The 23,157-nt window shown below is 72.4% G+C and carries 21 protein-coding genes; 16 read left to right on the forward strand and 5 right to left on the reverse strand.

The features are described 5' to 3' along the window. The first annotated feature begins 3 nt into the window (after positions 1-3). Positions 4-780, forward strand: coding sequence for a flagellar biosynthesis protein (locus ACPOLB_RS22860; protein WP_425258345.1), 777 nt, complete (start codon positions 4-6; stop codon positions 778-780). A gap of 56 nt (positions 781-836) precedes the next feature. Then, positions 837-1,550: an RNA polymerase sigma factor FliA gene (locus ACPOLB_RS22865; RefSeq protein WP_425258346.1), complete on the forward strand. Its 714-nt coding sequence runs from the start codon at positions 837-839 to the stop codon at positions 1,548-1,550. 110 nt (positions 1,551-1,660) lie between these two features. Here ACPOLB_RS22865 and ACPOLB_RS22870 read toward each other — a convergent pair whose 3' ends face one another. The 4 genes from ACPOLB_RS22870 to flgA form a co-directional block, all read right to left on the reverse strand. Continuing rightward, positions 1,661-3,898 carry a sensor histidine kinase gene (locus tag ACPOLB_RS22870; RefSeq protein WP_425258347.1) on the reverse strand — a complete coding sequence of 746 codons (2,238 nt, stop codon included), beginning with the start codon at positions 3,896-3,898 and terminating at the stop codon, positions 1,661-1,663. Positions 3,899-4,172: 274 nt separating this feature from the next. Then, positions 4,173-4,571: a hypothetical protein gene (locus tag ACPOLB_RS22875; RefSeq protein WP_425258348.1), complete on the reverse strand. Its 399-nt coding sequence runs from the start codon at positions 4,569-4,571 to the stop codon at positions 4,173-4,175. An 11-nt stretch (positions 4,572-4,582) separates the two neighbouring features. Further along, positions 4,583-4,873 carry a flagellar biosynthesis anti-sigma factor FlgM gene (flgM, locus tag ACPOLB_RS22880; protein ID WP_425258349.1) on the reverse strand — a complete coding sequence of 97 codons (291 nt, stop codon included), beginning with the start codon at positions 4,871-4,873 and terminating at the stop codon, positions 4,583-4,585. Between the two features lie 154 nt (positions 4,874-5,027). Further along, positions 5,028-5,777 (reverse strand): flagellar basal body P-ring formation chaperone FlgA, encoded by a 750-nt coding sequence (gene flgA / locus ACPOLB_RS22885; protein ID WP_425258350.1) that lies wholly within the window; start codon positions 5,775-5,777, stop codon positions 5,028-5,030. A gap of 139 nt (positions 5,778-5,916) precedes the next feature. Here flgA and ACPOLB_RS22890 point away from each other — a divergent pair, with 139 nt between their 5' ends. Genes ACPOLB_RS22890 through flgF form a run of 5 tightly spaced genes read left to right on the forward strand, consistent with a single transcriptional unit; the run spans position 5,917 to position 9,530 of the window. Continuing rightward, positions 5,917-6,366, forward strand: a complete 450-nt coding sequence (locus tag ACPOLB_RS22890) for a flagellar basal body rod protein FlgB (RefSeq protein WP_425258351.1) — start codon at positions 5,917-5,919, stop codon at positions 6,364-6,366. Positions 6,367-6,374: 8 nt separating this feature from the next. Then, positions 6,375-6,794 (forward strand): flagellar basal body rod protein FlgC, encoded by a 420-nt coding sequence (gene flgC / locus ACPOLB_RS22895; RefSeq protein WP_425258352.1) that lies wholly within the window; start codon positions 6,375-6,377, stop codon positions 6,792-6,794. 40 nt (positions 6,795-6,834) lie between these two features. Next, on the forward strand, positions 6,835-7,485 hold the full coding sequence (locus tag ACPOLB_RS22900; protein ID WP_425258353.1) for a flagellar hook assembly protein FlgD: 651 nt from the start codon (positions 6,835-6,837) through the stop codon (positions 7,483-7,485). Between the two features lie 22 nt (positions 7,486-7,507). Continuing rightward, positions 7,508-8,785: a flagellar hook protein FlgE gene (gene flgE, locus ACPOLB_RS22905; RefSeq protein WP_425258354.1), complete on the forward strand. Its 1,278-nt coding sequence runs from the start codon at positions 7,508-7,510 to the stop codon at positions 8,783-8,785. A 19-nt stretch (positions 8,786-8,804) separates the two neighbouring features. Next, on the forward strand, positions 8,805-9,530 hold the full coding sequence (gene flgF / locus ACPOLB_RS22910; RefSeq protein WP_425258355.1) for a flagellar basal-body rod protein FlgF: 726 nt from the start codon (positions 8,805-8,807) through the stop codon (positions 9,528-9,530). Here flgF and ACPOLB_RS22915 read toward each other — a convergent pair. Next, entirely contained in the window at positions 9,436-10,725 is a 1,290-nt protein-coding gene (locus tag ACPOLB_RS22915; RefSeq protein WP_425258356.1) for a cation:proton antiporter, read from the reverse strand. The genes flgF and ACPOLB_RS22915 overlap by 95 nt on opposite strands. Positions 10,726-10,867: 142 nt before the next feature. Here ACPOLB_RS22915 and flgG point away from each other — a divergent pair, with 142 nt between their 5' ends. The 9 genes from flgG to ACPOLB_RS22960 all read left to right on the forward strand — a co-directional run bounded on the left by flgG (position 10,868) and on the right by ACPOLB_RS22960 (position 23,135). Then, a complete protein-coding gene (gene flgG / locus ACPOLB_RS22920; protein WP_425258357.1) occupies positions 10,868-11,653 on the forward strand; it encodes a flagellar basal-body rod protein FlgG in 786 nt (261 codons plus the stop codon). Continuing rightward, a complete protein-coding gene (locus ACPOLB_RS22925; protein ID WP_425258358.1) occupies positions 11,653-12,330 on the forward strand; it encodes a flagellar basal body L-ring protein FlgH in 678 nt (225 codons plus the stop codon). The genes flgG and ACPOLB_RS22925 overlap by 1 nt, the downstream gene beginning before the upstream one ends. 5 nt (positions 12,331-12,335) lie before the next feature. Then, on the forward strand, positions 12,336-13,484 hold the full coding sequence (locus ACPOLB_RS22930) for a flagellar basal body P-ring protein FlgI (protein ID WP_425258359.1): 1,149 nt from the start codon (positions 12,336-12,338) through the stop codon (positions 13,482-13,484). Positions 13,485-13,506: 22 nt separating this feature from the next. Next, positions 13,507-14,382, forward strand: coding sequence for a flagellar assembly peptidoglycan hydrolase FlgJ (gene flgJ / locus ACPOLB_RS22935; RefSeq protein WP_425258360.1), 876 nt, complete (start codon positions 13,507-13,509; stop codon positions 14,380-14,382). Between the two features lie 10 nt (positions 14,383-14,392). Further along, positions 14,393-16,390 carry a flagellar hook-associated protein FlgK gene (gene flgK / locus ACPOLB_RS22940; RefSeq protein WP_425258361.1) on the forward strand — a complete coding sequence of 666 codons (1,998 nt, stop codon included), beginning with the start codon at positions 14,393-14,395 and terminating at the stop codon, positions 16,388-16,390. A gap of 47 nt (positions 16,391-16,437) precedes the next feature. After that, positions 16,438-17,367 carry a flagellar hook-associated protein FlgL gene (flgL, locus tag ACPOLB_RS22945; RefSeq protein WP_425258362.1) on the forward strand — a complete coding sequence of 310 codons (930 nt, stop codon included), beginning with the start codon at positions 16,438-16,440 and terminating at the stop codon, positions 17,365-17,367. A 95-nt stretch (positions 17,368-17,462) separates the two neighbouring features. Continuing rightward, positions 17,463-18,734, forward strand: a complete 1,272-nt coding sequence (locus ACPOLB_RS22950) for an EAL and HDOD domain-containing protein (protein WP_425258363.1) — start codon at positions 17,463-17,465, stop codon at positions 18,732-18,734. 4 nt (positions 18,735-18,738) lie between these two features. Next, entirely contained in the window at positions 18,739-22,476 is a 3,738-nt protein-coding gene (locus tag ACPOLB_RS22955; protein ID WP_425258364.1) for a PAS domain S-box protein, read from the forward strand. Then, entirely contained in the window at positions 22,476-23,135 is a 660-nt protein-coding gene (locus tag ACPOLB_RS22960) for a response regulator (RefSeq protein ID WP_425258365.1), read from the forward strand. The genes ACPOLB_RS22955 and ACPOLB_RS22960 overlap by 1 nt, the downstream gene beginning before the upstream one ends. Positions 23,136-23,157 lie beyond the last annotated feature (22 nt).

The following is a 23,157-nucleotide window of genomic DNA, read 5'->3' on the forward strand; positions in this document are numbered from 1 at the left end:
GCGATGCGCGACTTCTACGCCCCTTCCGCCCCGGCGCCGCTCGACCAGGCCGACGGCCTGCGCCGCCTGTTCGCCGGCACGCGCCAACGCTTCGTGCCGCTGGCCGCCAACCCGCACGTGGCCGCCTCGGGCGCGCTGCTCGACCACGTCACCGCGTCGTTCGCGGCCCGCGGCCAGCGCGTGCTGGTGGTCGACGCCGCAGACACCGCGCCGCTGCCCAACGAGATGGCGCTGCTGGACGTGGCCTCCTGCGTGGAGACGCTCAGCGACCACGTGGCCTACCTGCCGGCCCGCGGGCTGCCGCTGCAGCACGTGGACACGCGCGGATCGGCCGCCAGTTTCCTGGACACGCTGAGCCAGGCGGCGCCGCAGGCCGACGTGGTGCTGCTGCACGCCAACGCCACCGACCTGGCGCGCATGTTCATGCGCCGGCCGGCGCGGCCCATCCTGCTGGGTGCCGACCACGCCGAGAGCCTCAAGCACGCCTACGCCGCGTGCAAGCTGCTGGCGCAGCGCTGCAGCCTGATGACATTCGACCTGCTGATCGCCGCGCCGCGGCGCAGCAAGCGCGTGCCCAGCATCGCCAGCAGCCTTGCCGGCTGCGCCGACGGCTTCCTGGGCGCGGTGCTGCACGACTGGGCCGTGGTGGACCCGTCCACGGCGCCCGACACGCCCGACATGGCGCTGGACCGCCTGCTCGCCGCCCAGCTGACGCTGGCCGACGACCCGCTGCCCGGCATGGTGATGGCGGCCCGTGCCGCCTCGCTGGGCGCGAACTGACGCACCCGCACACCGCACCGCACGACCCGAACGCCAAGCACAAGAAGGCCACACGCATGTACACCGCCAAGGGACAACTCGACGCCAACGCGCTGCTGAAGCAATACAGCCCGCTGGTGCGCCGCCTCGCGCACCAGATGATTGCCAAGCTGCCCGCGAACGTCGAACTCGACGACCTCATCCAGGTGGGCATGATCGGCCTGTCGGACGCGCTGAGCCGCTTCGACGCCGGCCAGGGCGTGCAGTTCGAGACCTTCGCCACCCAGCGCATCCGCGGCGCCATGCTCGACGAGCTGCGCGGCAACGACTGGATGAGCCGCGGCGACCGCCGCCACCAGCGCAGCATCGAGACCGCGGTGCACAAGCTCGAGCAGAGCCTGGGCCGCGCGCCGAACGAGACCGAGATCGCGCGCGAGATGGGCCTGAGCCTGACGGAGTACCAGGAACTGCTGGGCAAGGTGCGTGGCACCCAGCTGATCTACCTGGAAGACATGAGCGGCGACGACGGCGACGACGACTACCTCGACCGCCACGTCGCCGACGAGGAGGCCAATCCGCTGGGCCGCCTGCAGGACATGCGCATGCGCCAGGCCCTGGTGGACGCCATCAAGAACCTGCCCGAGCGCGAGCAGTTCGTGATGAGCATGTACTACGAGCACGACATGAATCTCAAGGAGATCGCGGCCGTGCTGAAGGTGACCGAGAGCCGCGTGTGCCAGCTGCACAGCCAGAGCATCGCGCGGCTGCGCACGCGGCTGCGCGACTGGTGAGGGCGGCGATCGCGCCGCGCCGGCGGCCGCCGCCCCACGGCGCCTGCCTGCCGCTCGGCGCAGCCGGGAGCGCTTGAACGGCGCGCGCCTGTCGCGCACCACGCGCTGCGTCACGCAGGCCGTGCGAGCGTGAACTCGAAGCGCGCGCCCGCACCCGGCGCGCCGTGCGCGGCGACCGTGCCGCCGTGGCGCTCGACGATGCGCTGCACGATCGTCAGGCCGATGCCGGTGCCGTGGAACTCCTCGCCCGCGTGCAGGCGCTGGAAGGGCTGGAACAGCCGTGCGCCCTGGGCCGGGTCGAAGCCGGCGCCGTTGTCCTGCACGCGCACGCGCAGGCGGTCGTCGGCGTCGATGCTGCCGTCGATGTCGATGCAGGGCGCCGCCACCTGGCGCGTGAACTTGGCGGCGTTGCCCAGCAGGTTCAGCAGCACGATGCGCAGCGCCTGCGGGCAGCCCAGCGCCGGCAGCGGACCCTGCACCTGCCAGCGGATCTCGGCGCGCCGGTCCAGCGGCGGCAGTTCGCCGATCACCTGCTGCACCAGCGCCGCCAGGTCGAGCGGCTCCATCGGCATGGCCTGCACGGTCGAGCGCGCCAGCAGCATCAGCGCGTCCACGGTGTCGCGCATGTTGTGCGCGGCCTGCACCTGCAGCGCCAGCAGCTGCTGGTCCTCGGCGTCCAGGCGGCCCTTGGCGCGCGTGCCGATCAGCTGCGCCAGCCCCTGCACGTGGCTGATGGGCGTGCGCAGCTCGTGCGCGAGCTGGCGCGAGAAGGCGTCGAGGTCGCGGTTCAGCTGCTGCAGTTCACGCGTGCGCTCGGCCACCGCGCGCTGCAGCGCCTCGTTGTGGCGCAGCAGCAGGCGTTCGGCCTGCTTGCGCACGGTGATGTCGCGGCCCACGCCGTGGTAGCCCAGGAAGCGGCCCTGGCCATCGAAGCGCGGGATGCCGCTGAGCGAGATCCACAGCAGCTCGCCGTTCTCCGACTCCACTTCCAGCTGCAGCGAGCGGAAGGGCCGGCGGGCGTCGAGGTCGGCCTGGTGCTCGGCCCACTGCGCGGGGCTCAGCGCATCGCGGTGCGCCTCCCAGCGCGTGCGGCCTGCCAGGTTCTCGGCCAGGCGCGGCAGGCGGCGCTGCATCTCGGGGCTGAGCGGCCGCAGGCGGTGCTCGGCATCGGTCTGCCAGTACCAGTCGGACGCCAGCCCCGCCATCAGCGACCAGCGCTGCTCGCTGGCCATCAGCCGCTCGTGCGCGGCCTTGCGCTCGGTGATGTCGCGGCCCACGCCTTCGTAGCCGGCGTACGCGCCGCGGGCGTCGAGCCGCGGCCGGCCGCTGATCGACACCCAGATGGCGTGCGCGCCCTGGCGCGCGCGGGCGCGGTACTCGACGTCGCGGAAGGGCTGGCGCCGGTCCATCACGGCGTGCAGCTTGTCCCAGCCCTGGGGCGGCGCGTCCAGGAAGTCGAGCTGGTCGCGGCGGCGGCCCATCAGCTCGGCCGGCGTCCAGCCAAGCTGGGTCACCACCGGCGCCGAGCCCGACAGCCAGCTCAGCCGTCCCTGGGCGTCGGTCTCCCAGTACCAGTCGGCCGACAGGTCGGCCAGCGCCTGCCAGCGCCGGTCGGACTGGCCGAGCACGTCCTCGACGCCGCTGGCCAGCGCGTCGAAGGCCGAGGGCGCGCCGAGCCGCTCTTCGCGCAGGCCCTGCACCGCGCCGTGCCAGTCGCCGCTGCCCAGGTGCTGCGAGATCGCGTGCATCGAGGCGCGCAGGCGCCGCCGCTGCCGCCACAGCCCGCCCATCACCAGGCCCAGCGCCAGCAGCAGTGTGACCGCGGCGGCGGCCAGCGTGCCCGCCACGGCCTGCTGGCGCTGGTGCAGCCGCTGGCGGGCGGCTAGCGCCACGGCGTCGCCGGCACGCACCAGCGCCTGCAGCTGCGCGGTGTCGGGGCGCTCGGGCCAGGCCGGCAAGGCGGCCCGCCGGGCCTGGAACTCCAGCAGCTCGGGCAGCGCGATGCCGCTGTCGGCGGCCGAGGCCTGCAGCTGGGCAAGTGCCTGCGCGAGCGCGTCGCTGGCGCGGCGCAGGTCGGCCTGGCCGGCGTCGGCCGCCGCCGGAGCCGAGACGCCGGCTCCGGCCGCCCCTGCCGACGCCGCGCTCACCCAGCCCAGCGTGGCGGTGGCCGCGCGCAGCGCGCCGGCATCGGCCAGCAGCCGCGGGTCGGGCAGGCGCAGCACCAGCGCGACGGCCAGGGTCGCGGCGCACAGGCCGGCCAGCACCAGCGTGGTCCATCGGGCCTGCGCCGCACGGCGCAGGCTGTCCAGCAAGGGCAGGGCCGGCGCCGATGCGCCGGGCAGGTCCATGCGTGCCTCGAAAGTGGTTCCCAACGCGTGCCGGCGCCAACACGGCCGCGATGCACGGCCCTGGACTCCATCCCTGATCTGGCGGACACCGCGTCATGGCGCGACGTCTCGTTTCAATTTCGCGACGATTGTGGCGTGGAAATCTGGCGGGGCCAGACACGACAACGCCGCCTGGGGGCCGGAGCCCGCGGCGGCGTGGTGTGGCGTGCGTTAAGTCACGTGGCCGTTGGTCGGGCGCCACCGGTTGGGCCGGCGCGCCATGATCACAACTGATCTATGCAAGCAGACTTCCAGAGCTGCCGGTGCGTTCTGCGCTGCCGCTGGCAGCGTAGACGCTGGTGCCCATGCCGGGCAGCAGCACGTCGATGGCGCGGTCGAGCGCGGCGGTGGCGCGGGCCAGCGCCTCGCGCTGCGCAGCCACCTGGCCGCTGGCCACGGCCAGGCGCTGGCGCAGGGCCGGCGGCACGCTGCCCTCGCGCGCGGCACGGCTGAAATGGGAGACGGCCGCGGCGAGTGCGCGGTGCAGCTCGGCGGCTTCGGACTCGATGGCCTGCGCGTTGTTCTGCACCAGGGCTTCGCCCAGCGCAGCCAGGCGTTGTTCGACGGCGACCAGCGGCGTCTCCAGGTCGGCCACGCGCTGCAGGGCGGCCATCTCGGTGGCGGTGCTCAGCATCACGGCCACCTTCAGCGCGAGGTCTTGCCGAGCAGTTCCTGCGCGTTGGCGATCAGCTTGTCGGCGATCGCTTCGGCGTTGATCTCGAACTTGCCATCGCGGATGGCCTGGGCGATGCGTGCCACCTTCTCGGCGTCGAAGCTGCCTTCGGCGCCCTCGGCGCCGAGCGTGGCGGCCGACGACAGCGCCACCTTGGCGCTGGGTTCGGCCGTGCCGGCGGCAGCCGCGGTCGTGCCCTGGGCCTTGCGCTCCGGGGCCACGGGGGCCGTGGCCGGCTTCGATTCGAGGGGACCGATCTTCATGATGAACTCCAGCAGGGCCGGCCGTGGTGACCAACCTCTCTTGACATGTTCGCTGTATCGGACGCGTGCGGCGCGAACTTTAGGGCCGGCGGCAGCATTTTCTCGCAAACCCCCGAAACAGGGGGGAAAGCGGTGCCAGTTCCCTGCGCCGCGCTCACAGCGCCACCTCGACGCGGCGCGCGCCCTGCGGCATGCCGCTGACGATGCGGCCGTTGTCGGTGCGCACGCGCACCGGCTGGCCCTCGATGCCGGCGGACAGGGCCTGGCCGTCGCCGCTGACGGAGAAGCCGGCGCCCACGGCGACGATCTTCACGCTGTCGCCGGCGGCGAACCACTGGCGCGGGCGCAGGTCCGCGGCACGCAGCGGCTCGCCGGCCGCCACGGCGCGTGCCAGATGGCGCCCCACCAGCTTGTCGGCATCCGCGAGCACGGCTGAAGGGGTGGCGGCCCAGTCGGCGTCTGCCTGCGTGATGTGCGTCGCGTCGATCACGGCCCCTGCGGGCAGCGCGGCGGCGGCCACCGGAGCCGGCGCGAAGACGCGCACGCGCACCGGCAGGCTGACGTTCCAGCGCCGCTCGCCGGCCGCGGCGTCGCAGCGCAGGCCCACGCGGCTCGCGCCCCAGGGCTTCACGCCCGCCGGCAGGTAGGCCAGCACCTTGCGGCAGGGTGCCAGCCGCAGGCGGCTGTCGAGCGCGCCGGGTTCGACGACGATGCGCGCCCCCGCCGGCGCGAGCGCCCGTGCGGCCTCGGCCACCAGGGCCTGCGCCTGGGCCAGCGTGGCGGCGGCCACGGGTTGCGCCGAGGCGGTGGGGGCCAGGACGGCATGGGCGCACAGCCAGGCGGCTGCCAGCCGGGGGACGTGGCGGCGCGCGCGGGTGCGGACGGACTGCAGGAGCTTGTTCACGCGCTGCAATGTAGACAGTCGCGGCCGCGCCGGGGCCCGGAACAGGCTGGCATTGGCGCCGCTATTCCCGCTTATGTCGGCCCACTGCGCTGCCCAGAATGCCGCCAAGCCCCCTGCCAGCCTGCCCGGCACCACCACCATGCTCAACCGTCTCACCGGCGCCCTCGACTTCCAGACCGAAGCGCTGGTGCTGCGTGCCGAGCGCCAGCGGGTGATCGCCAGCAACATCGCCAATGCCGACACGCCGGGCTACGTGGCGCGCGACTTCAACTTCGCGCAGGCGCTGCGCCAGGCCACGTCGGGCATGCCGGGCGTGGCCGGGCCGTCGGCCGCGGGCGGCGCCGGCAGCGTCGGCAACGCGCTGGGCGCACCGATCGCCGGCGACCTGATGGGCGTGGGCGGCCGCCTGCCGCCGGACCTGCGCTACGCGACGCCGGCGCAGACCAACCTGGACAACAACTCGGTGGACATGGACCGCGAGCGCGCGGCCTTCGCCGACAACGCGCTGAAGTACGAGTCGACGCTGCGCTTCATCAACGGCACCGTGCGCACGCTGGGCGATGCGATGAAGAGCCACAACCAGGGCTGAGCTGAACCATGAGCATGTTCCGCATCTTCGACGTCAGCTCCAGCGCCGTCAGCGCACAGAGCCAGCGCCTGAACGTGGTGGCCTCGAACCTGGCCAACGCCGACACCGTGGCCGGCCCCGACGGCCAGGCCTACAAGGCGCGCCAGGTGGTGTTCCAGACCGCGCTGATGGGCGCGGCGGGCAGCCCCGACAGCGCCGCCGGCGTCACCGTCTCCACCATCACCGAGGACCAGAGCCCCGGCCGCCGCGTGCACGATCCCAAGCACCCGTCGGCCGACGCCGAGGGCTACGTGACCTTCAGCAACGTCAACGCGGTCGAGGAGATGGTCAACATGATCTCGGCCTCGCGCTCGTACCAGAACAACGTCGAAGTGATGAACACCGCCAAGTCCCTGCTGCAGAAGACGCTGCAGATGGGCCAGGGCTGAGTCTCGCGACGCCACCCCCGCGCACTGACCCGAGACCCGCATGAGCACCACCATCGACCCCTTCGCCGCCCTCGGCGGCAGTTCCACGAGCAGCAAGACCGCCACCGCCAACGAGGCCGGCGCGGCCGACCGCTTCCTGAAGCTGCTGGTGACGCAGATGCAGAACCAGGACCCGCTGAACCCGATGGACAACGCGCAGATCACCTCGCAGATGGCGCAGATCAACACCGTCAGCGGCATCGAGAAGCTCAACACCACGGTCGAGGGCCTGAACGCGCAGTTCGTGCAGATGCAGGCGCTGCAAGGTGCTGCCCTCGTCGGCCGCGACGTCACGCTGGAAGGCAACGGCCTGTGGATCGAGAACGGCGTGGGCGTCGGCGCGTTCGACCTGACGGGTGCTGCCGACAACGTCAAGGTGGAAGTGCTGGACGCCAGCGGCCGCGTCGCCGAGACGCTGCAGCTCGGCGCAGCCGGCGCCGGCCGCCATTCGTTCGACTGGAAGGCCGGTACCGTGGCCGACGGCAGCCTGTACACCTTCCGCGTCACCGCGCAGTCGGGCACGGCCACCGTGCCCAGCACCGCGCTGATGCGCGACCGCATCTATGCCGTCAGCACCGACGGCGGCAGCATGACGCTGGAGACGGCGCGCTCGGGCAGCGTCGACTACGCCGACGTCAAGGCCTTCAACTGAATCCGCACGAGGACACCACCCCATGAGCTTCCAGCAAGGCCTTTCCGGCTTGAACGCGACCAGCAAGAACCTGGACGTGATCGGCAACAACATCGCCAACGCCAACACCTACGGCGCGAAGATCGCGCGCGTGGAATTCGGCGACATGTACGCCACGGCGCTGAACGGCGCCGGCACCAACAGCATCGGCATCGGCGTCAACGTGGCGGCGGTGGCGCAGCAGTTCACGCAGGGCAACATCAGCACCACCGGCAACGCGATGGACCTGGCGGTCAACGGCGCCGGCTTCTTCCAGGTGACCGACGGCCTGAGCCCGACGCAGTACTCGCGCAACGGGCAGTTCAAGGTCGACCGCGAAGGCTTCATCGTCAACAACCAGGGCCTGCAGCTTCTCGGCTACCCCGCCGACGCCAACGGCGTGATCCAGCCCGGCCTGGCGCAGCCGCTGCAGCTGCCCACCGCCGGCATCGCCCCGGCCGCCACCACCGAGATCGCCATCGAGCTGAACCTCGACTCGCGCGCCAAGGTGACGAACCCCGGCGCCGGCGTCGTGCCGCAGATCGACTTCACCGATCCCACCACGTACAACAACGCGACCTCGGTCACCGTGTACGACGTGAAGGGCCAGGACGTCGCGATGACGTACTACTTCCAGAAGGCCGGCAACGACCAGTGGAACATCTTCGCCACGGCGAACGGCCAGCCCGTGAACGGCGTGCCGGGCGCGCCCGACCCCATCACCACGGCACCGATCGACTTTCTCGCCGACGGCAGCGGCCCGATCAGCGCCGTCTCGGCGCTGCCGATCTCGCTGAGCGGCACCATGGTCACCCCCGCCGGCGCCACCATCGTGACGCCGCTGAACATGACGCTCGACCTCAGCGGCGCCACGCAGCGCGGCGACAGCTTCGGCGTCACCAACCTGACGCAGGACGGCTTCGCACCCGGCTCGCTGACCAGCGTGGCCGTGGAAGGCAACGGCATCATCATGGCGCGCTACAGCAACGGCCAGAGCAAGCCCGCCGGCCAGGTGGAGCTGGCCACCTTCCGCAACCCGCAGGGCCTGCAGGCGCTGGGCGGCAACCTCTGGGCCAACACCTACGCCTCGGGCGACCCGGTGATGGGCGTGCCGGGCGACGGCAGCATGGGCGTGCTGCAGGCCGGTGCGCTGGAGGAGTCGAACATCGACCTCACCGGCGAGCTGGTGAACATGATCACCGCGCAGCGCATCTACCAGGCCAACGCGCAGACCATCAAGACGCAGGACCAGGTCCTGCAGACCCTGGTGAACCTGCGCTGACGGCGCCGGAGGCTGAGGCATGGACCGACTGATCTATCTCGCGATGGGCGGGGCCAAGGCCACGCTGCAGCGCCAGGACGTGCTGGCCAACAACCTGGCCAACGCGTCGACCAACGGTTTCCGTGCCGAGATGCAGGCCTTCCGTGCCGTGCCGGTGCGCGGCGACGGCGCCAGCACGCGCGTGTATGCGCTGGAATCGACCGTCGGCTACGACCCGCAGGCCGGCGTGACGCAGGCCACCGGCCGCAACCTCGACGTGGCGATGCAGGGCAACGCCTGGCTCGCGGTGCAGTCGCTCGACGGCACCGAGGCCTACACCCGCGCCGGCGCGCTGCAGCTCAGCCCCGAAGGCCAGCTGGTCACGCCCAGCGGCCTGCCGGTGCTGGGCGACGGCGGTCCCATCACGGTGCCGGCCAATGCGACGGTGGACGTGGGGGTCGACGGCACCGTCAGCGCCACGGTGGGCAACAACCGGCCGCAGCCGGTGGGCCGGCTGAAGCTGGTGACGCCCGAGGCGCCGCTGAACCGCGGCACCGACGGCCTCTTCCGCGCCGCCGACGGCGACCTCGACGCCGACCCCACGGCGCGCGTGCAGAGCGGCGCGCTCGAAGGCAGCAACGTCAGCGCGGTGGAGACGATGGTCGCGATGATCAGCGCGGCGCGCCAGTTCGAGCAGCAGATGAAGATGCTGCAGACGGCCGAGCAGAAGGAGCAGGCGGCGACGCGTCTGCTGTCTCCGAACTGATGACGGCCTGCAGGCGCCGCAGCCGCGGCGCCACCACCGGCACCGTCAGCATGGTGCTGGCCACCGCCATCAGCAGCAGCGCGGTGAAGGTCTCCGACGTGATGATCTGCTTGTCCAGCAGCACGTTGGCGAAGATGATCATGATCAGCGCCTTGGTCTGCAGCAGCCAGCCGATCAGGCCCGCCTCGCCCGGCTTCCAGCCCAGGATGCGGCCCGCCAGGTGCACGCCCGCCAGCTTGCCCGCCACCGAGGCCACCAGCAGCAGCGCCGCCACCAGGAACACCGCGCTGCCGCCCATCTCCCAGTTCGTGCGCAGCCCGGTGCTGAGGAAGAACACCGGCATGATGATCAGCAGCACGTGGTTGCGCAGCATGTCCATGTGCTCCAGCGTGAACCAGTCTGCATCGAGCACCACGCCGGCCAGGAAGGCGCCGACCATGAAGTGCAGCCCGCACCAGTCGGCGCCGAACGCCACCGCGGCCAGCCACACCAGGCCCACGTACCAGCGGTCGCGCTCGGGCAGCCGCACCATCCACCGGCGCAGCGCCCACGACGCCAGCGCGAAGGCGAGCAGGAAGATGCCCTGGCGGCCGATGCGTTCCCAGTCCATCAGGATCAGCGCCAGCACGCCCCAGATCGCGATGTCGTCCAGACTTGCGTAGCGCAGGATGCGCTGGCCCAGCGGCCGGCGCAGGATCTCGAGCTTCTCCATCAGCAGGATCAGGATCGGCAGCGCCGTCACCGCGCAGGCCATGCCCACGCCCACCACGAACTGCCAGGGCAGCGCGGCCGGGCCCACCCAGCCCGGCTGCAGCAGCAGCAGCGCGCCTGCGACGCTGCCGGCGGCCAGCGGCGCGCCCAGCGCCAGGCCGGCGGTGATGCCGCTTTCGCGGCGGTACTTCCAGGCCTGGCGCAGGTCGAGCTCGATGCCGGCGATCCACACGAACAGCATCACGGCCCACCAGGCCACGCCGTTCAGTGCCATCACCACCGGCGGCGCGAACACCGTGCCGTAGAAGTCGGGGAACGCGCGGCCCAGCAGCCCGGGGCCGAGCACGATGCCGGTGAGGATCTGCACCACCACCAGCGGCGCCCAATAGTCGGTGCGGAAGACCCGCCAGAGGGCGTAGGGCACCGCAAAGATGATGACCATCGCAATCAGGAACAGCTCGGTCGTGGTGATGGTCGCGGGCATGGCAGGGCGGTGGGGGCAGGGCGGGCGCGCGGATGATAGGGGTGGCAGGCCGGAACAAGGCGGGCAAGCGCCCGTTCTTCCGGCGATCCGCGGGCTCAAGCTCTGGGACCATCGTGCTTCCAGTTCAAGGAAGCAAGAGACCATGATCCGTTCGTTGTGGATTGCCAAGACCGGCATGGAAGGCCAGCAGACCAAGCTGGACACGATCTCGAACAACCTGGCCAACGTCGGCACCAACGGCTTCAAGCGAGGCGGCGTGGTCTTCGAGGACCTGATCTACCAGAACCTGCGCCAGTCGGGCGCAGCGGCGGCCGAAGGCGCGCAGCTGCCCACCGGGCTGCAGGTGGGCCTGGGCGTGCGCGCCGCGGCCACCACGCGCAGCTTCGCGCAGGGCAACCTGCAGCAGACCACGAACAACTACGACCTGGCGATCAAGGGCAACGGCTTCTTCCAGATCCAGATGCCCGACGGCAGCACCGGCTACACGCGCGACGGCGCTTTCCAGGTCGACAACGCGGGGCAGCTGGTCACCAACGCCGGCAACGTCGTGCAGCCCGGCATCACGATCCCGCCCAACGCCCTGAGCGTGACCATCGGCGCCGACGGCACCGTGCAGGTCACGACACCCGGCGCCACCGCGACGCCGCAGACCATCGGCCAGCTGCAGCTGGCGAGCTTCATCAACCCGGCCGGCCTGGAGCCGCGCGGCGGCAATGTCTACGCCGAGACCGCCTCGTCGGGCGCGCCGCAGCAGGGCGCGCCGAACGCCAACGGGCTGGGCGCGCTGCAGCAGGGTTTCGTCGAGGGCAGCAACGTGAACGTGGTGGAGGAGCTGGTGAGCATGATCGCCACGCAGCGCGCCTACGAGCTGAACTCGAAGGCCATCACCACCAGCGACCAGATGCTGCAACGCCTGGGGCAGCTGTGATGCGCGCACTCTCCGCCTGCGCCATGGTCGCCGTCGCGCTGCTGGGCAGCGGCTGCAGCACGCTGTACCCGAGCGTCGAGATCAACGGTCCCACCAGCGTCCAGCCACAGCCCACGCCCGTGGTGCCGCCGAGCAATGGCGCCATCTTCCAGGCCGTGGCCTACAGGCCGCTGTTCGAGGACCACCGCGCGCGCCTGGTCGGCGACACGCTGGTGGTGCAGATCGTCGAGAAGGTCAGCGCCAGCCAGAAGAGCACGAGCTCGATCGAGAAGAGCAGCGACCTCAGCGGCAGCATCAGCGCGCTGCCCGGCGTCAACGCCGCGAAGCTGCTGGGCCGCGCCTCGCTGGGCGCCAGCACCGGCAACAACTTCGACGGCAAGGGCGCCACCGAGAACACCAACGACTTCAGCGGCACCATCACCGTCACCGTGCGCCAGGTGCTGCCCAACGGCCACCTGCTGATCGCCGGCGAGAAGCAGATCGGCGTCAACGCCAACGTCGACGTGCTGCGCTTCTCGGGCCAGGTCGACCCGCGCGCCATCCAGCCCGGCAACACCGTGCCGAGCGCGCAGATCGCCAACGTGCGCCTGGAGCACCGCGGCCGCGGCGCGCAGGCCGACGCGCAGAGCGTGGGCTGGCTGCAGCGCGTCTTCTTCAGCGTGGCCTCGCCGCTGTGAACACCATGAACCACCAAGATGCTCATCGCCGTACCGAACGCCTGCTGCGCTGGGCCCTGGGCCTGGCCGCCTTCCTGAGCAGCGCCGCGCTGTGGTGGCCGTTGCCGGCCTCGGCCGCGCGCATCAAGGAAGTGGCGGCCGTGCAGGGTGTGCGCAGCAACCCGCTGGTGGGCTACGGCCTGGTCGTGGGCCTGGACGGCACCGGCGACCAGACCACCCAGACGCCCTTCACCACGCAGAGCATCAACGCGATGCTGCAGCAGATGGGCGTGACCGTGCCGCCCGGCACCAGCATGCAGCTGCGCAACGTGGCCTCGGTGCTGGTGACGGCGCAGCTGCCGCCGTTCGCGCGGCCGGGCCAGACCATCGACGTCGCCGTCTCGTCCATCGGCAACGCCAAGAGCCTGCGCGGCGGCACGCTGATCGCCACCGCGCTGAAGGGGGCCGATGGCCAGATCTACGCGCTGGCCCAGGGCAACCTGGTGGTCGGCGGCGCGGGCGCCTCGGCCAACGGCTCGAAGGTGCAGATCAACCACCTGTCGGCCGGCCGCGTGCCCGAGGGCGCGACGGTCGAGCGCTCGGTGCCCACGCCGCTGAACGACAGCGAGGTGCTGCACCTGGGCCTGAACGCCAGCGACTACGCCACCGCCAAGGCCGTGGCCGCGGCCATCAACCGCAGCAAGGGCCCGGGCGTGGCCGCGGCGGTCGACGGCCGCACGGTCAGCGTGCGCCCGCCCGCCGGCAGCGACGACCGCATCAGCTTCCTGGCCGACATCGAGAACCTGAGCATCGTGCTCGAGAAGCCCGCCGCGCGCGTGGTGCTGAACGCGCGCACCGGCTCGGTGGTCATCAACGACGCGGTCACGCTGAGCACCTGCGCGGTGGCGCACGGCAGCCTCACGGTGACGATCAGCACCACGCCCGCGGTGAGCCAGCCCAACCCGCTGGCCGGCGGCGACACCAAGGTGGTCGAGAAGTCCGACATCGCGATCACGCAGCAAGGCGGCGCGCTGATGCAGCTGCCGCCCGGCGCCAAGCTGGCCGACGTGGTGAAGGCGCTGAACACGCTGGGCGCCACGCCGCAGGACCTGCTCGCCATCCTGCAGGCGATGAAGACCGCGGGCGCGCTGAACGCCGAAATCGAAGTCATCTGACGCTCACCCGCACGAAAACGCCATGGCCGCCGTCCCCGCCAGTCTGCAACTCGACCAGCGCTCGCTCGTCTCGCTGAAGGCGCAGGCGTCCACCGACCCGCGCGCAGCCGCGAAAGAGGCCGCGAAGCAGTTCGAGACGCTGTTCATGAACGAACTGCTGAAGAGCATGCGCGCGTCCACGCAATCCAGCGGCCTGATGGACGGCGGCGCCGGTGGCGCGATGGGCACCGAGATGCTGGACCAGCAGTACGCCACCAAGCTCTCGGGCATGCCCGGCGGGTTGTCGGACATCATCGCGAAGCAGCTGGAGCGGCAGATGGGCCTGAGCCCGGGGCCGATCCCGGTGACGCGTTCGGCCAACAACACGCCGCAGCCGCTGGCCGCCACGCCCAAGCCCACGGCCATTCCGCAGACCGGCGCCGCCGGCTTCGTGCAGCAGCACACCAGCGCCGCGCGCAGCGCCGAGGCGGCCACCGGCATCCCGGCCGAGTTCATGATCTCGCAGGCCGCGCTGGAAACCGGCTGGGGCCGCAAGGAGATCAAGCACGCCGACGGCTCGCCCTCGTTCAACCTGTTCGGCATCAAGGCCACCGGCAACTGGACCGGCCCCACCGCCGAGATCACGACCACCGAGTACGTGAACGGCAAGGCGCAGAAGGTGACGGCGAAGTTCCGCGCCTACAGCAGCTACGCCGAGTCGTTCGCCGACTACGCCAGGCTGATGAAGGACAGCCCGCGCTACCAGAGCACGGTGGCCAAGGCGGCGAGCCAGCAGCTCACGGCCAGCGGCTTCGCGCATGGCCTGCAGAAGGCCGGCTACGCCACCGACCCGGCCTACGCCAGCAAGCTGACGGCCGTGATCAACACCACGCTGCGCCTGCAGCGCACCATGGTCTGAAGGACCGACGATGGGTGCTTCACCACTGATGTCCATCGGCCTGCGGGCCATGTCGGCGAGCTACGCGTCGATGGAGGCCACGGGCCACAACATCGCCAACGCCAACGTCGCCGGCTACTCGCGCCAGCAGGCCGAGCTGGCCACGGCCAAGGGCCAGTACACCGGTGCCGGCTTCTTCGGCAAGGGCGTGGACGTGAAGACCGTGACGCGCGCGCACGACGCCTTCATCACGCGCGCGGCGGCCACCGCGAAGTCGCTGGCCGCGCTGGACGCGGCGCGCCAGGAGCGGCTGCAGTCGCTGGAGCAGGTGTTCCCCACCGGCGAGGCCGGCATCGGCTACACCACGGGCCAGTTCCTGAACGCCCTCGTCGACCTCGCCAGCCGGCCCGGCGACAGCGCCACGCGCCAGGTGGTGCTGGCGCGCGCCGAGGACCTGGCCTCGCGCTTCAACAGTGCGGCCGAGCAGGTCGGCGTCATCCAGGCCAACCTGACGGCCGACCTGAAGACCTCGGTCACCGAGGTCAACGGCCTGGCCGACGCGATCGCTTCGCTGAACGACCAGATCGCGGCCTCGCGCGGCCTGGGCCAGCCGCCCAACGACCTGCTCGACGAACGCGACCGCCTGATCGCCAAGGTGGCCTCGCAGATCCAGGTCAGCACCGTGCAGGCCGACGACGGCACGATGGGCGTCTTCATCGCCGGCGGCCAGAGCCTGGTGCTGGGCACGCGCGCCACGCACCTGAAGGTGACGCTGGACCCGGTGGATCCGTCGCGGTCGGCGCTGGCGCTGGGCGACGGCGCGGCGCAGCGCGTCATCGACGAGAACGCCCTCGGCGGCGGCGCGATGGCCGGGCTGCTGAAGTTCCAGAACACCGACCTCGTGGACGGCCGCAACCTCGTCGGGCAGCTCGCCGCGGCGGTGGCCGGTGCCATCAACGAGCAGCAGATGCTGGGCCTGAACCTGCAGGTGCCCACGGGCACGGTGCCGTCGCGGCCGCTGTTCGCGGTGGGCGGGCCGCTGACGATCCCGAACAACAACAACGCGAAGGACGCCTCCGGGGCCTTCATCTCCAGCGTGGCGATGACGGTGGTGGAGCCCTCGGCGCTGCAGGCCGCCGACTACACGCTGCGCGCCGACCCGGCGTCGCCCGGCGCGTACACGCTCACGCGGCTGAGCACGCCGCCGCTGACGCGCACCATCGTCAGCGGCGACGTCGTCGACGGCGTGCGCATCGACATCGGCGTGCCCGAACCCAGCCTCACCGACCGCTTCCTGCTGCAGCCCGTGGGCCAGGCCGCGCAGGGCCTGCAGCGCCTGCTGGAGGATCCGCGCGACCTCGCCGCGGCCTCGCCCCTCGTGGCCACCGCAGGCAGCACCAACCTCGGCACCGCGGGCGTGGCGTCGCTGAAGATGCTGACGGCGCCGGGCGTGCCCGACGCGACAGCGCGCGTCACCTTCACCAGCGACAGCGGCGACTACGCCTGGGAGCTGTTCGACGGCAGCGGCACGCCGATCGCCAGCGGCACCGGGGTGTGGTCCGCCGACGAGCCGATCCCGACCCCGCCCACCGACATCAACGGCTTCGAGCTGCGCCTGTCGGGCGTACCGCGCACCGGCGACACGCTCGACGTGGTGCCGACGCAGAGCGCCTTCGTCGCCGCCAACAACGGCAACGCGCTGGCGCTGTCGGCGCTGCGCGACGCGCTGCTGGTGGGCCGCGAGCAGCTGGCCGACGGCTCGCTCACCGGCGGCGCCATCGTCACCGACGCCTACGCCTCGGCCATCGCCAACGTCGGCGTGCGCGTGCAGACCGCGAAGTCGGCCGCCACCATCTCGGCCGCGGTGTCGCAGCAGGCCGAGGCCGCGCGCAGCGAGGTCTCGGGCGTCAACCTCGACGAAGAGGCGGCGCGCCTGATCCAGTACCAGCAGAGCTACCAGGCCGCCGCCAAGGTGCTGCAGATCGCGCAGAGCGTGTTCGAGACGCTGCTGCAGACGGCCGGCGCCTGATCGCCCGAGCGCGCACACCGCCGCACCCCATTCCCTGAAAGACCGCCATGCGCATCACCGCCGCCAACGCCTTCGAGTCCTCCATCGGCAACCTGCAGAAGCGCCAGCAGGAGCTGTCGCAGGCGCAGGACCGGCTCACCAGCGGCAAGCGCGTGGCCACCGCCAGCGACGACCCGGTGGCCGCGGCGCGTGCCGAGCGGGCGCTGGCCGCGATGGTGCGCGCCGAAGCCAACCAGCGCGCGCTGGAAGCCAGCCGCAACGTGATGCAGCAGGCCGAGACCGCGATGGGCGACGCGGGCGAGCTGCTGCAGCAGGCGCGCGAGCTGGTGCTCAACGCCGGCAACGGCAGCTACGCCGACGCCGACCGCAAGACGCTCGCGAACGCGCTGCGCGGCATCCGCGAGCAGCTGCTCAGCGTGGCCAACCGCAACGACGGCGCCGGCAGCTACGTCTTCGCCGGCCAGGGCACCGACTCGCCGCCGTTCGTCGACACGCCCGCCGGCGTGGTCTACCGCGGTGCCGCCGGCCAGAGCGACGCGCCGTCGGACGAGCCGCTGCCGCTGTCGGTGGACGGCCAGCAGACCTGGCTGGGCGCCCCGGCGGCGGTGGCCGGCGACCCGGCGCTGTCGGTGTTCGGCGTGCTCGACCGCGTCATCGGCCAGCTCGGCACGCCGGGCCTGGGCGGCGACGTCATCAAGCAGGCCGTGAGCGACGGCGTGCGCGACATCGACGCGCTGTCGAACAACCTGGGTGCGCAGCGCGCCGCCGCCGGCGAGATGCTCAACCGCACGGATTCGGTGGAGGCGCGCATCTCGGCGGCGAAGCTGGCCGCGCAGACCGACCGCTCGCTGGCCGAGGACCTGGACATGGTGCAGGCGATCTCCGACTTCCAGAACAAGCAAAGCGGCTACGATGCCGCTCTCAAGACGTATTCGCTGGTGCAGAAGCAGTCACTGTTCCAGTACATCTCGGCATAAGTCGGTGCCCACGAGCTCACTTCGTTCGCGACCTCCCGAGCAAGCAACGGCTCCGCCAGGGCCACCCTGCCGGAGCTGATCTCCATCATTCGCCCATGCCAGACCATCCCGTTCTCTCCCAGGTCCGCCTCGGCTACAGCCCGATGATCGACCGCCAGCGCGCGGTGATCGCCACGCGGCTGACGATCTTCCCCGAGCGTCCCGATGCGGCCGTCGACGTGCCGGCGCTGCTGGCGGCGCTGGCCGAGGTGTGGCCGGCGCCGGCCGACACCGCGCCGAAGCTGACGCTGAACATGCGCCCGCTGGACCCGGCGGCCGTGAAGGCCCGCGCCGCGGCGGCGGCCATCCCGCCGGTGGCGCTGAACGTGGCGGGCGAGGCCCTGCTCGACGCCGTGATGGCGGCCCAGCCCGGCGCCGGCCTGATGGTGGAGGTGCCGGCCTTCATGGTGGGCGACCCGCGCCACCATGCCGCGCTGCTGGCGCTGGCCGGTGCCGGCAGCACGCTGCTCATCAAGGGCCGGCCGCTGGCCGCGCTGCCGCGCGAGCTGCTGCCGTGCTTCGCGCACTCCATCGTCGATGCCGACGAGGAGCGCCGCAGTGCGGCCACGGCGTCGCAGATGCCGCGTGACATCACCACCGTGCAGTCGGGCGTGCGCACGCTGGCGGCGGTGGACGCCGCGTTCGCGCGCGGCGCCATCGCCACGCTGGGCTGGCCCATCGACGACCCGGTGGCCAAGCCTGCCGGCCGTGCCAACGTGCCGCAGGACGTGCAGGTGGTGCTGGAGCTGATCAACGGCGTCGACAAGGAAGAGCCGGTGCCCAAGCTCGAGGCGCTGCTGAAGAAGGACCCGACGCTGGCGTTCCGGCTGATGCGCTACCTGAACTCGCCGGCCTTCGGGCTCAGCGTCGAGATCAGCTCCTTCGGCCACGCGTTGATGATCCTGGGCTACCAGCGCCTGAAGCGCTGGCTGGCGCTGCTGCTGGCCTCGTCGGCGAAGGACATCAATGCCAAGCCGCTGATGTTCGCCGCAGTGCGCCGCGGCCTGCTGATGGAAGAGCTGGTGCGCGGCCAGAACGACAGCGAGCTGCGCGGCGAGATGTTCATCTGCGGCGTGTTCTCGCTGCTCGACCGGCTGCTGAAGCTGCCGGCCGAGGATCTGTTCAAGAGCGTGCCCGTGCCCGAACGCGTGGCCCAGGCGCTGCTGAAGGGCGAGGGCCCGTTCCAGCCCTACCTGGAGCTGGTGCGCGCGATCGAGAACGAGTCGGTGTTCGACATGCGCGAGTGGGCCGACAAGCTCTTCATGACGCCGGGCGAGGTCAACCGCGCGCTGCTGGCAGCGCTGTCCGCGGCGCGCGCGCTCGACTAGCGCGGTGGCCGCGTTGCCGCCTTTGTCGTCGGGCGCCTCGCAGGCGCTGCTGGCGGCCCTGCTGGACGAGACCGGCGAGGCGCTGCTGTGGTTCGACGCGCGTGACGTGCTGCGCCAGTGCAACCAGGCCGCGCTGCGGCTGCTCGGCTGCGAGATCGGCCAGGGCCTGGTGCAGCTGCGCGGGCCGCTGGGAGCAGCGGGCGAGCAGTGGCTGCGCCAGGCGCGCGACAGCGGCGAGCGCCGCGACTCCCTGCTGCCGCTGGACGACGGCCGCCTGCTGCGCGTCTGGGCCAGGCCGCTGTCCGGCGGGCTGGCGCTGCGTGCGCAGCTGCAGGCCGCACCGGCGGCCGCGCCGGCCCCGGCCGTGCGCCCGGACGGCACCCCCCCCGCCATGCCCGGCACCACCGGCACCGCACCCGCGGCGGCCTCCGCCGTGGCGCACGAACTGCTGGCGCTGCTGTGGGCGTCGCCGTTTCCGGCCACGCTGCAGGACAGCCGGCACCGGCTGCTCGACGTCAACGAGGCCTTCGTCGCCGCCATCGGCTTCGCGCGCGACACGCTGATCGGCCGCGACCCGGTCGAGCTGCAGCCCGCCGAGGACCGCGCCGCGAGCCTGGCGCTGCGCGACGAGATGGCGGCCGGGGCCGTGCTCGGCCTGCGGCGTGGGGCGCAGCAGCGCAGGCTGGTCGACGCCGAGGGCCGCGAACGCTGGTTCACGATGCTCGGCCACAACCTCGCGGCGCCCGGCGCCGAGCCGCTGTGGCTGAACGTGCTGCAGGACGTGACCACCGAGCACCACGCGCGCGACCAGGCCCGCCGCGCGCAGGACGAGACCATGCAGTGGTTCGAGCTGGCGCGCGCGGGCATGCTGGTCTACGACGACAGCGGCCTCATCGTGCGCTCGAACCCCGCGTTCGAGGCGCTGGTGGAACAGGTGCCGGTGCTGCTGTCCGACGCCAACGAAGCCCTGCAGGCGCTGCTGGCCTGGGACGACGGCGCGCCGCGCGCCACCCTGGTGCCGGGGTCGCCGCCCATCGAGACGCAGGCCGTGGTGCCGCTGCCCGGCGGCGGCACGCGGCTGCTCGGCGCGCGGCTGTGCGGCTGGGCGTCGGACCAGGGCCAGCGCCGCATCATGGCCGTGGTCGAGGACCGCAGCGCCGAAGAGGAACGCGACCTGGCCCAGCTCGAGATGGGCATGCTGATGGACACCGCCAGCGTCGGCGTGGCCACCTACGACCCCGCACGCGGCTGGCTGGCCTCGCAGCGCAGCCCGGCGGCGCGGCGGGGCGGCAAGGGCGCCCAGGCGGGATCCCGCCAGCGCGGGGCCGGCGGCCTGCAGGGCATCGGCCGTGAACTCGTCGAACCCGAGTCGCTGCCCGAGTACGAGCGCCTGCAGCACGCGCTGCGCCACGGCGAGCGCACCGAGGTGCGTTACGCGGTGCGCCACCCCGAGCTGGGCCAGCGCTGGCTGCTCACGCGCGTGGAGCCCGGGGCGCTGGCCGGCGGTCGCACCACCTCGGTGGTGACGCTGGACGTGACCGACCAGGAGCGCGCGCAGCGCCGCAACGACCAGCTGCTGCGCGAGCTGACCACCATCCTCGACGGCTCCACCGCCGGCATCGCCTACCTGCGCGGGCCGCTGCTGGTGCGCTGCAACCTGCGCTTCGAGCGCATGCTGGGCCTGCAGCCCGGCGCCGCCGCGGGTGCGTCGCTCGAAGAAGTGTTCGGCCGCCACCCTGAGAGCCTGCTGGTGCTGGAGGGCGCGGTGGCGGCGCTGGCCGCAGGCCGCCCCTTCGAGGCCGAGCTGCAGGCGGGCGTGACGGCCACCATCGACGGCCGCCAGCAGCCGGTGTGGTATTCGCTGTCGGTGCGCCGCGCCGAGCCCTCGCGGGACGAGATCGAGGCGGTGGCGGTGCTGACCGACATCTCGCGCCTGAAGTCGCAGCAGGCCGAGCTGGAGACGTTGCTGCGCGAGCGGGAGCTGATGTTCAGCCTGTCGGACGTGGGCATCGTGTACCTGCGCGGCCGCCGCATCGAGCGCGCCAACCAGGCGATGGCGCGGCTGACCGGCTACGCGCCGCCCGAGCTGACGCTGCTGGACGGCGTCGAGCTGCACGCCGACGCGCGCGCCTGCGTCGACTTCGAGGCACGGCTGGCCGCGGGGCTGCGCAGCCAGGGCCGCTACAGCGAAGAGCGCCAGCTGCGCCGCCGCGACGGCAGCCTGCTGTGGGTGCAGGTGGCGGTGCGGCCGGTGGACCCTGGCGACATCGACGCCGGCGTCATCTGCTCCTTCGTCGACGTCGACGAGCGCCGCCGCGCGCGCGAGTCGCTCGCGGTGCAGGCCGAGCGCACGCGGGCGGTGCTGAACTCGGTGCTGGTGGGCATCGTCACCGTCGGCGCCAACGGCATCGAGTGGATGAACCGCTCGGCGCGGCGCATGTTCGCCGGCGAGCTGGCCGACTTCGTCGGCGAGCCGATCGCCATCGTCGCGCCGCCCGATGCCGCCGACCACCCGCTGCGCCGCACCGACTGGCTGCAGCGCCTGCACGACGGGCAGGCAGAGACCTTCGAGTGCCGGCTGAAGGCGCGCGACGGGCGCGAGTTCTGGGTCGTCGGCAATGCCGTGGCCACGGGCCAGGAGGCACGCAGCCAGCAGCTCACGTTCGCGCTGCTCGACATCGAGCGCCGGCGCCAGGCCGAGGTGGCGATCGCGCAGGCGCAGGACTCGCTGCAGCGCGTGATCGAGACCGCGCCGCTGGCGATCGCGCTGTTCGACGCGCACAGCTTGCACGTGCTGCAGCTCAACCAGATGGCGTCGACCTTCTTCGCGCGGCCGCTCGAGGAGGTGCTGGGCCGCGCGCTGCCGCAGTGCTGCGCACCGAGCCAGGCCGCGGCGCTGCAGGGCTGGCTGCAGGCCGCCGCCGGCGGCACCGACGTGCAGCAGCACGAGCTGCGCGAGGACACCAGCGTGCGCGCCGCGCCGCGCGTGTGGGACACGCGCATCGTGCCGCTGGCCACCAGCGGCGGCGGCGCTCCGCAGCTGCTGCTGGTGGCCAGCGACGTCACCGAGCAGCGCGCCGCCGAGCAGGCGCGGCTGCAGGCCGCGATCGCGCAGCGCGAGGTGCTGGTGCGCGAGGTGCACCACCGCATCAAGAACAACCTGCAGGGCGTGGCCGGCCTGCTGCAGCAGAACGCGCAGCGCCACCCCGAGGTGGCGATCGTGCTGTCCGAGGCGGTGGGCCAGGTGCAGGCCATCGCGCAGGTCTACGGCCTGCAGGTGGGCAGCGGCGGGCCGCTGCGCGTGGCGCGGGTCATCGAGGCCATCACGCAGTCGGTGCAGCGCACCTTCGGGCGCACCATCGTGTTCGGCGCCGGGCCCGGTGCCGCCGACCACCTGCTGCCCGAGGCCGAGGCCATCCCGGTGGCGCTGACGGTCAACGAGCTGCTGACGAACGCCGTCAAGCATTCGGCCGCCGGCGACGTGTGCTGCCAGGTGCTGGCCGCGGGCGACGAGGTGGTGGTGGAGATCCGCAACGTCGCCCGGCTGCGCGACGGCTTCGACCTCGCCCAGGTGCCGGGGGGCGTCTCCGGCCTGGGCCTGGTGCGGGCGCTGCTGCCGCGGCGCAGCTCCACGCTGTCGATCGGGCAGCAGGGCGAGCACGTGCTGGCGCGCGTGGTGCTGCGCCCCCCCAGCGTGCGCCGCGCGCCGGAAGCGCCGGTGGCCCCGGCCGCCGACGCATAATGCCGCGCAGTTCCAACTTCCAGGCGGGCGGCCGGGTGATCGTGGCGAACAAGGGCAGGATTCTCGTGGTCGACGACGACCGGCTCGTGCTGGCCACCGTCACGCATGGCCTGAAGCAGGCCGGCTACGAGGTCTTCGACGCCGACAACGGCGACGACGCCATCCTGCTGGCGCGCGAGCAGCGGCCCGAGCTGGCGCTGCTGGACATCCGCATGGAAGGCAAGAGCGGGTTCGACGTGGCCGAGGTGCTGCGCGACAAGTACCACATCCCGTTCCTGTTCCTGTCGGCCTTCTCCGACGCCGCCACGGTGGCGCAGGTGCAGGCGCTGGGTGCCGTGGCCTACATGGTCAAGCCGCTCGACGTGGGCCAGATCGTGCCCACGGTGGAGGCTGCCTTCCAGCGCTTGCGTGCAGGCGCGGTGCCGGTGGTGCCGCCGTCGGTGGCCGCCAACGACGCGCCGGCCGTCGCGCCTGCGCCGGGCCCGGACGTGCTGGCCGACGCCGTGCCGCTGGCCGTGGGCGTGCTGATGCACAAGCACGCGCTGACGCGCGTGGCCGCGCACGCCATGCTGCGCCAGCGCGCGCAGGAAGAAGGCCTGAGCGCGCTGGCCAAGGCGCAGCGCCTGCTGGCGGCGCTGGAAGAGCTGGCGCGTTCCTGAGGAGCCGCCGAGCCGCCCGCCC

This window comes from Rubrivivax soli, assembly GCF_049810355.1.
Taxonomy (GTDB): Bacteria; Pseudomonadota; Gammaproteobacteria; order Burkholderiales; family Burkholderiaceae_C; genus Rubrivivax.

Bases quoted from the DNA above. Each gene is read 5' to 3' on its own strand.
- ACPOLB_RS22860 (WP_425258345.1), top strand. From the start codon at position 4: ATGCGCGACTTCTACGCCCCTTCCGCCCCGGCGCCGCTCGACCAGGCC.
- ACPOLB_RS22865 (WP_425258346.1), top strand. From the start codon at position 837: ATGTACACCGCCAAGGGACAACTCGACGCCAACGCGCTGCTGAAGCAA.
- ACPOLB_RS22870 (WP_425258347.1), bottom strand. From the start codon at position 3,898: ATGGACCTGCCCGGCGCATCGGCGCCGGCCCTGCCCTTGCTGGACAGC.
- ACPOLB_RS22875 (WP_425258348.1), bottom strand. From the start codon at position 4,571: ATGCTGAGCACCGCCACCGAGATGGCCGCCCTGCAGCGCGTGGCCGAC.
- flgM (WP_425258349.1), bottom strand. From the start codon at position 4,873: ATGAAGATCGGTCCCCTCGAATCGAAGCCGGCCACGGCCCCCGTGGCC.
- ACPOLB_RS22890 (WP_425258351.1), top strand. From the start codon at position 5,917: ATGCTCAACCGTCTCACCGGCGCCCTCGACTTCCAGACCGAAGCGCTG.
- flgC (WP_425258352.1), top strand. From the start codon at position 6,375: ATGAGCATGTTCCGCATCTTCGACGTCAGCTCCAGCGCCGTCAGCGCA.
- ACPOLB_RS22900 (WP_425258353.1), top strand. From the start codon at position 6,835: ATGAGCACCACCATCGACCCCTTCGCCGCCCTCGGCGGCAGTTCCACG.
- flgE (WP_425258354.1), top strand. From the start codon at position 7,508: ATGAGCTTCCAGCAAGGCCTTTCCGGCTTGAACGCGACCAGCAAGAAC.
- flgF (WP_425258355.1), top strand. From the start codon at position 8,805: ATGGACCGACTGATCTATCTCGCGATGGGCGGGGCCAAGGCCACGCTG.
- ACPOLB_RS22915 (WP_425258356.1), bottom strand. From the start codon at position 10,725: ATGCCCGCGACCATCACCACGACCGAGCTGTTCCTGATTGCGATGGTC.
- flgG (WP_425258357.1), top strand. From the start codon at position 10,868: ATGATCCGTTCGTTGTGGATTGCCAAGACCGGCATGGAAGGCCAGCAG.
- ACPOLB_RS22925 (WP_425258358.1), top strand. From the start codon at position 11,653: ATGCGCGCACTCTCCGCCTGCGCCATGGTCGCCGTCGCGCTGCTGGGC.
- ACPOLB_RS22930 (WP_425258359.1), top strand. From the start codon at position 12,336: ATGAACCACCAAGATGCTCATCGCCGTACCGAACGCCTGCTGCGCTGG.
- flgJ (WP_425258360.1), top strand. From the start codon at position 13,507: ATGGCCGCCGTCCCCGCCAGTCTGCAACTCGACCAGCGCTCGCTCGTC.
- flgK (WP_425258361.1), top strand. From the start codon at position 14,393: ATGGGTGCTTCACCACTGATGTCCATCGGCCTGCGGGCCATGTCGGCG.
- flgL (WP_425258362.1), top strand. From the start codon at position 16,438: ATGCGCATCACCGCCGCCAACGCCTTCGAGTCCTCCATCGGCAACCTG.
- ACPOLB_RS22950 (WP_425258363.1), top strand. From the start codon at position 17,463: ATGCCAGACCATCCCGTTCTCTCCCAGGTCCGCCTCGGCTACAGCCCG.
- ACPOLB_RS22960 (WP_425258365.1), top strand. From the start codon at position 22,476: ATGCCGCGCAGTTCCAACTTCCAGGCGGGCGGCCGGGTGATCGTGGCG.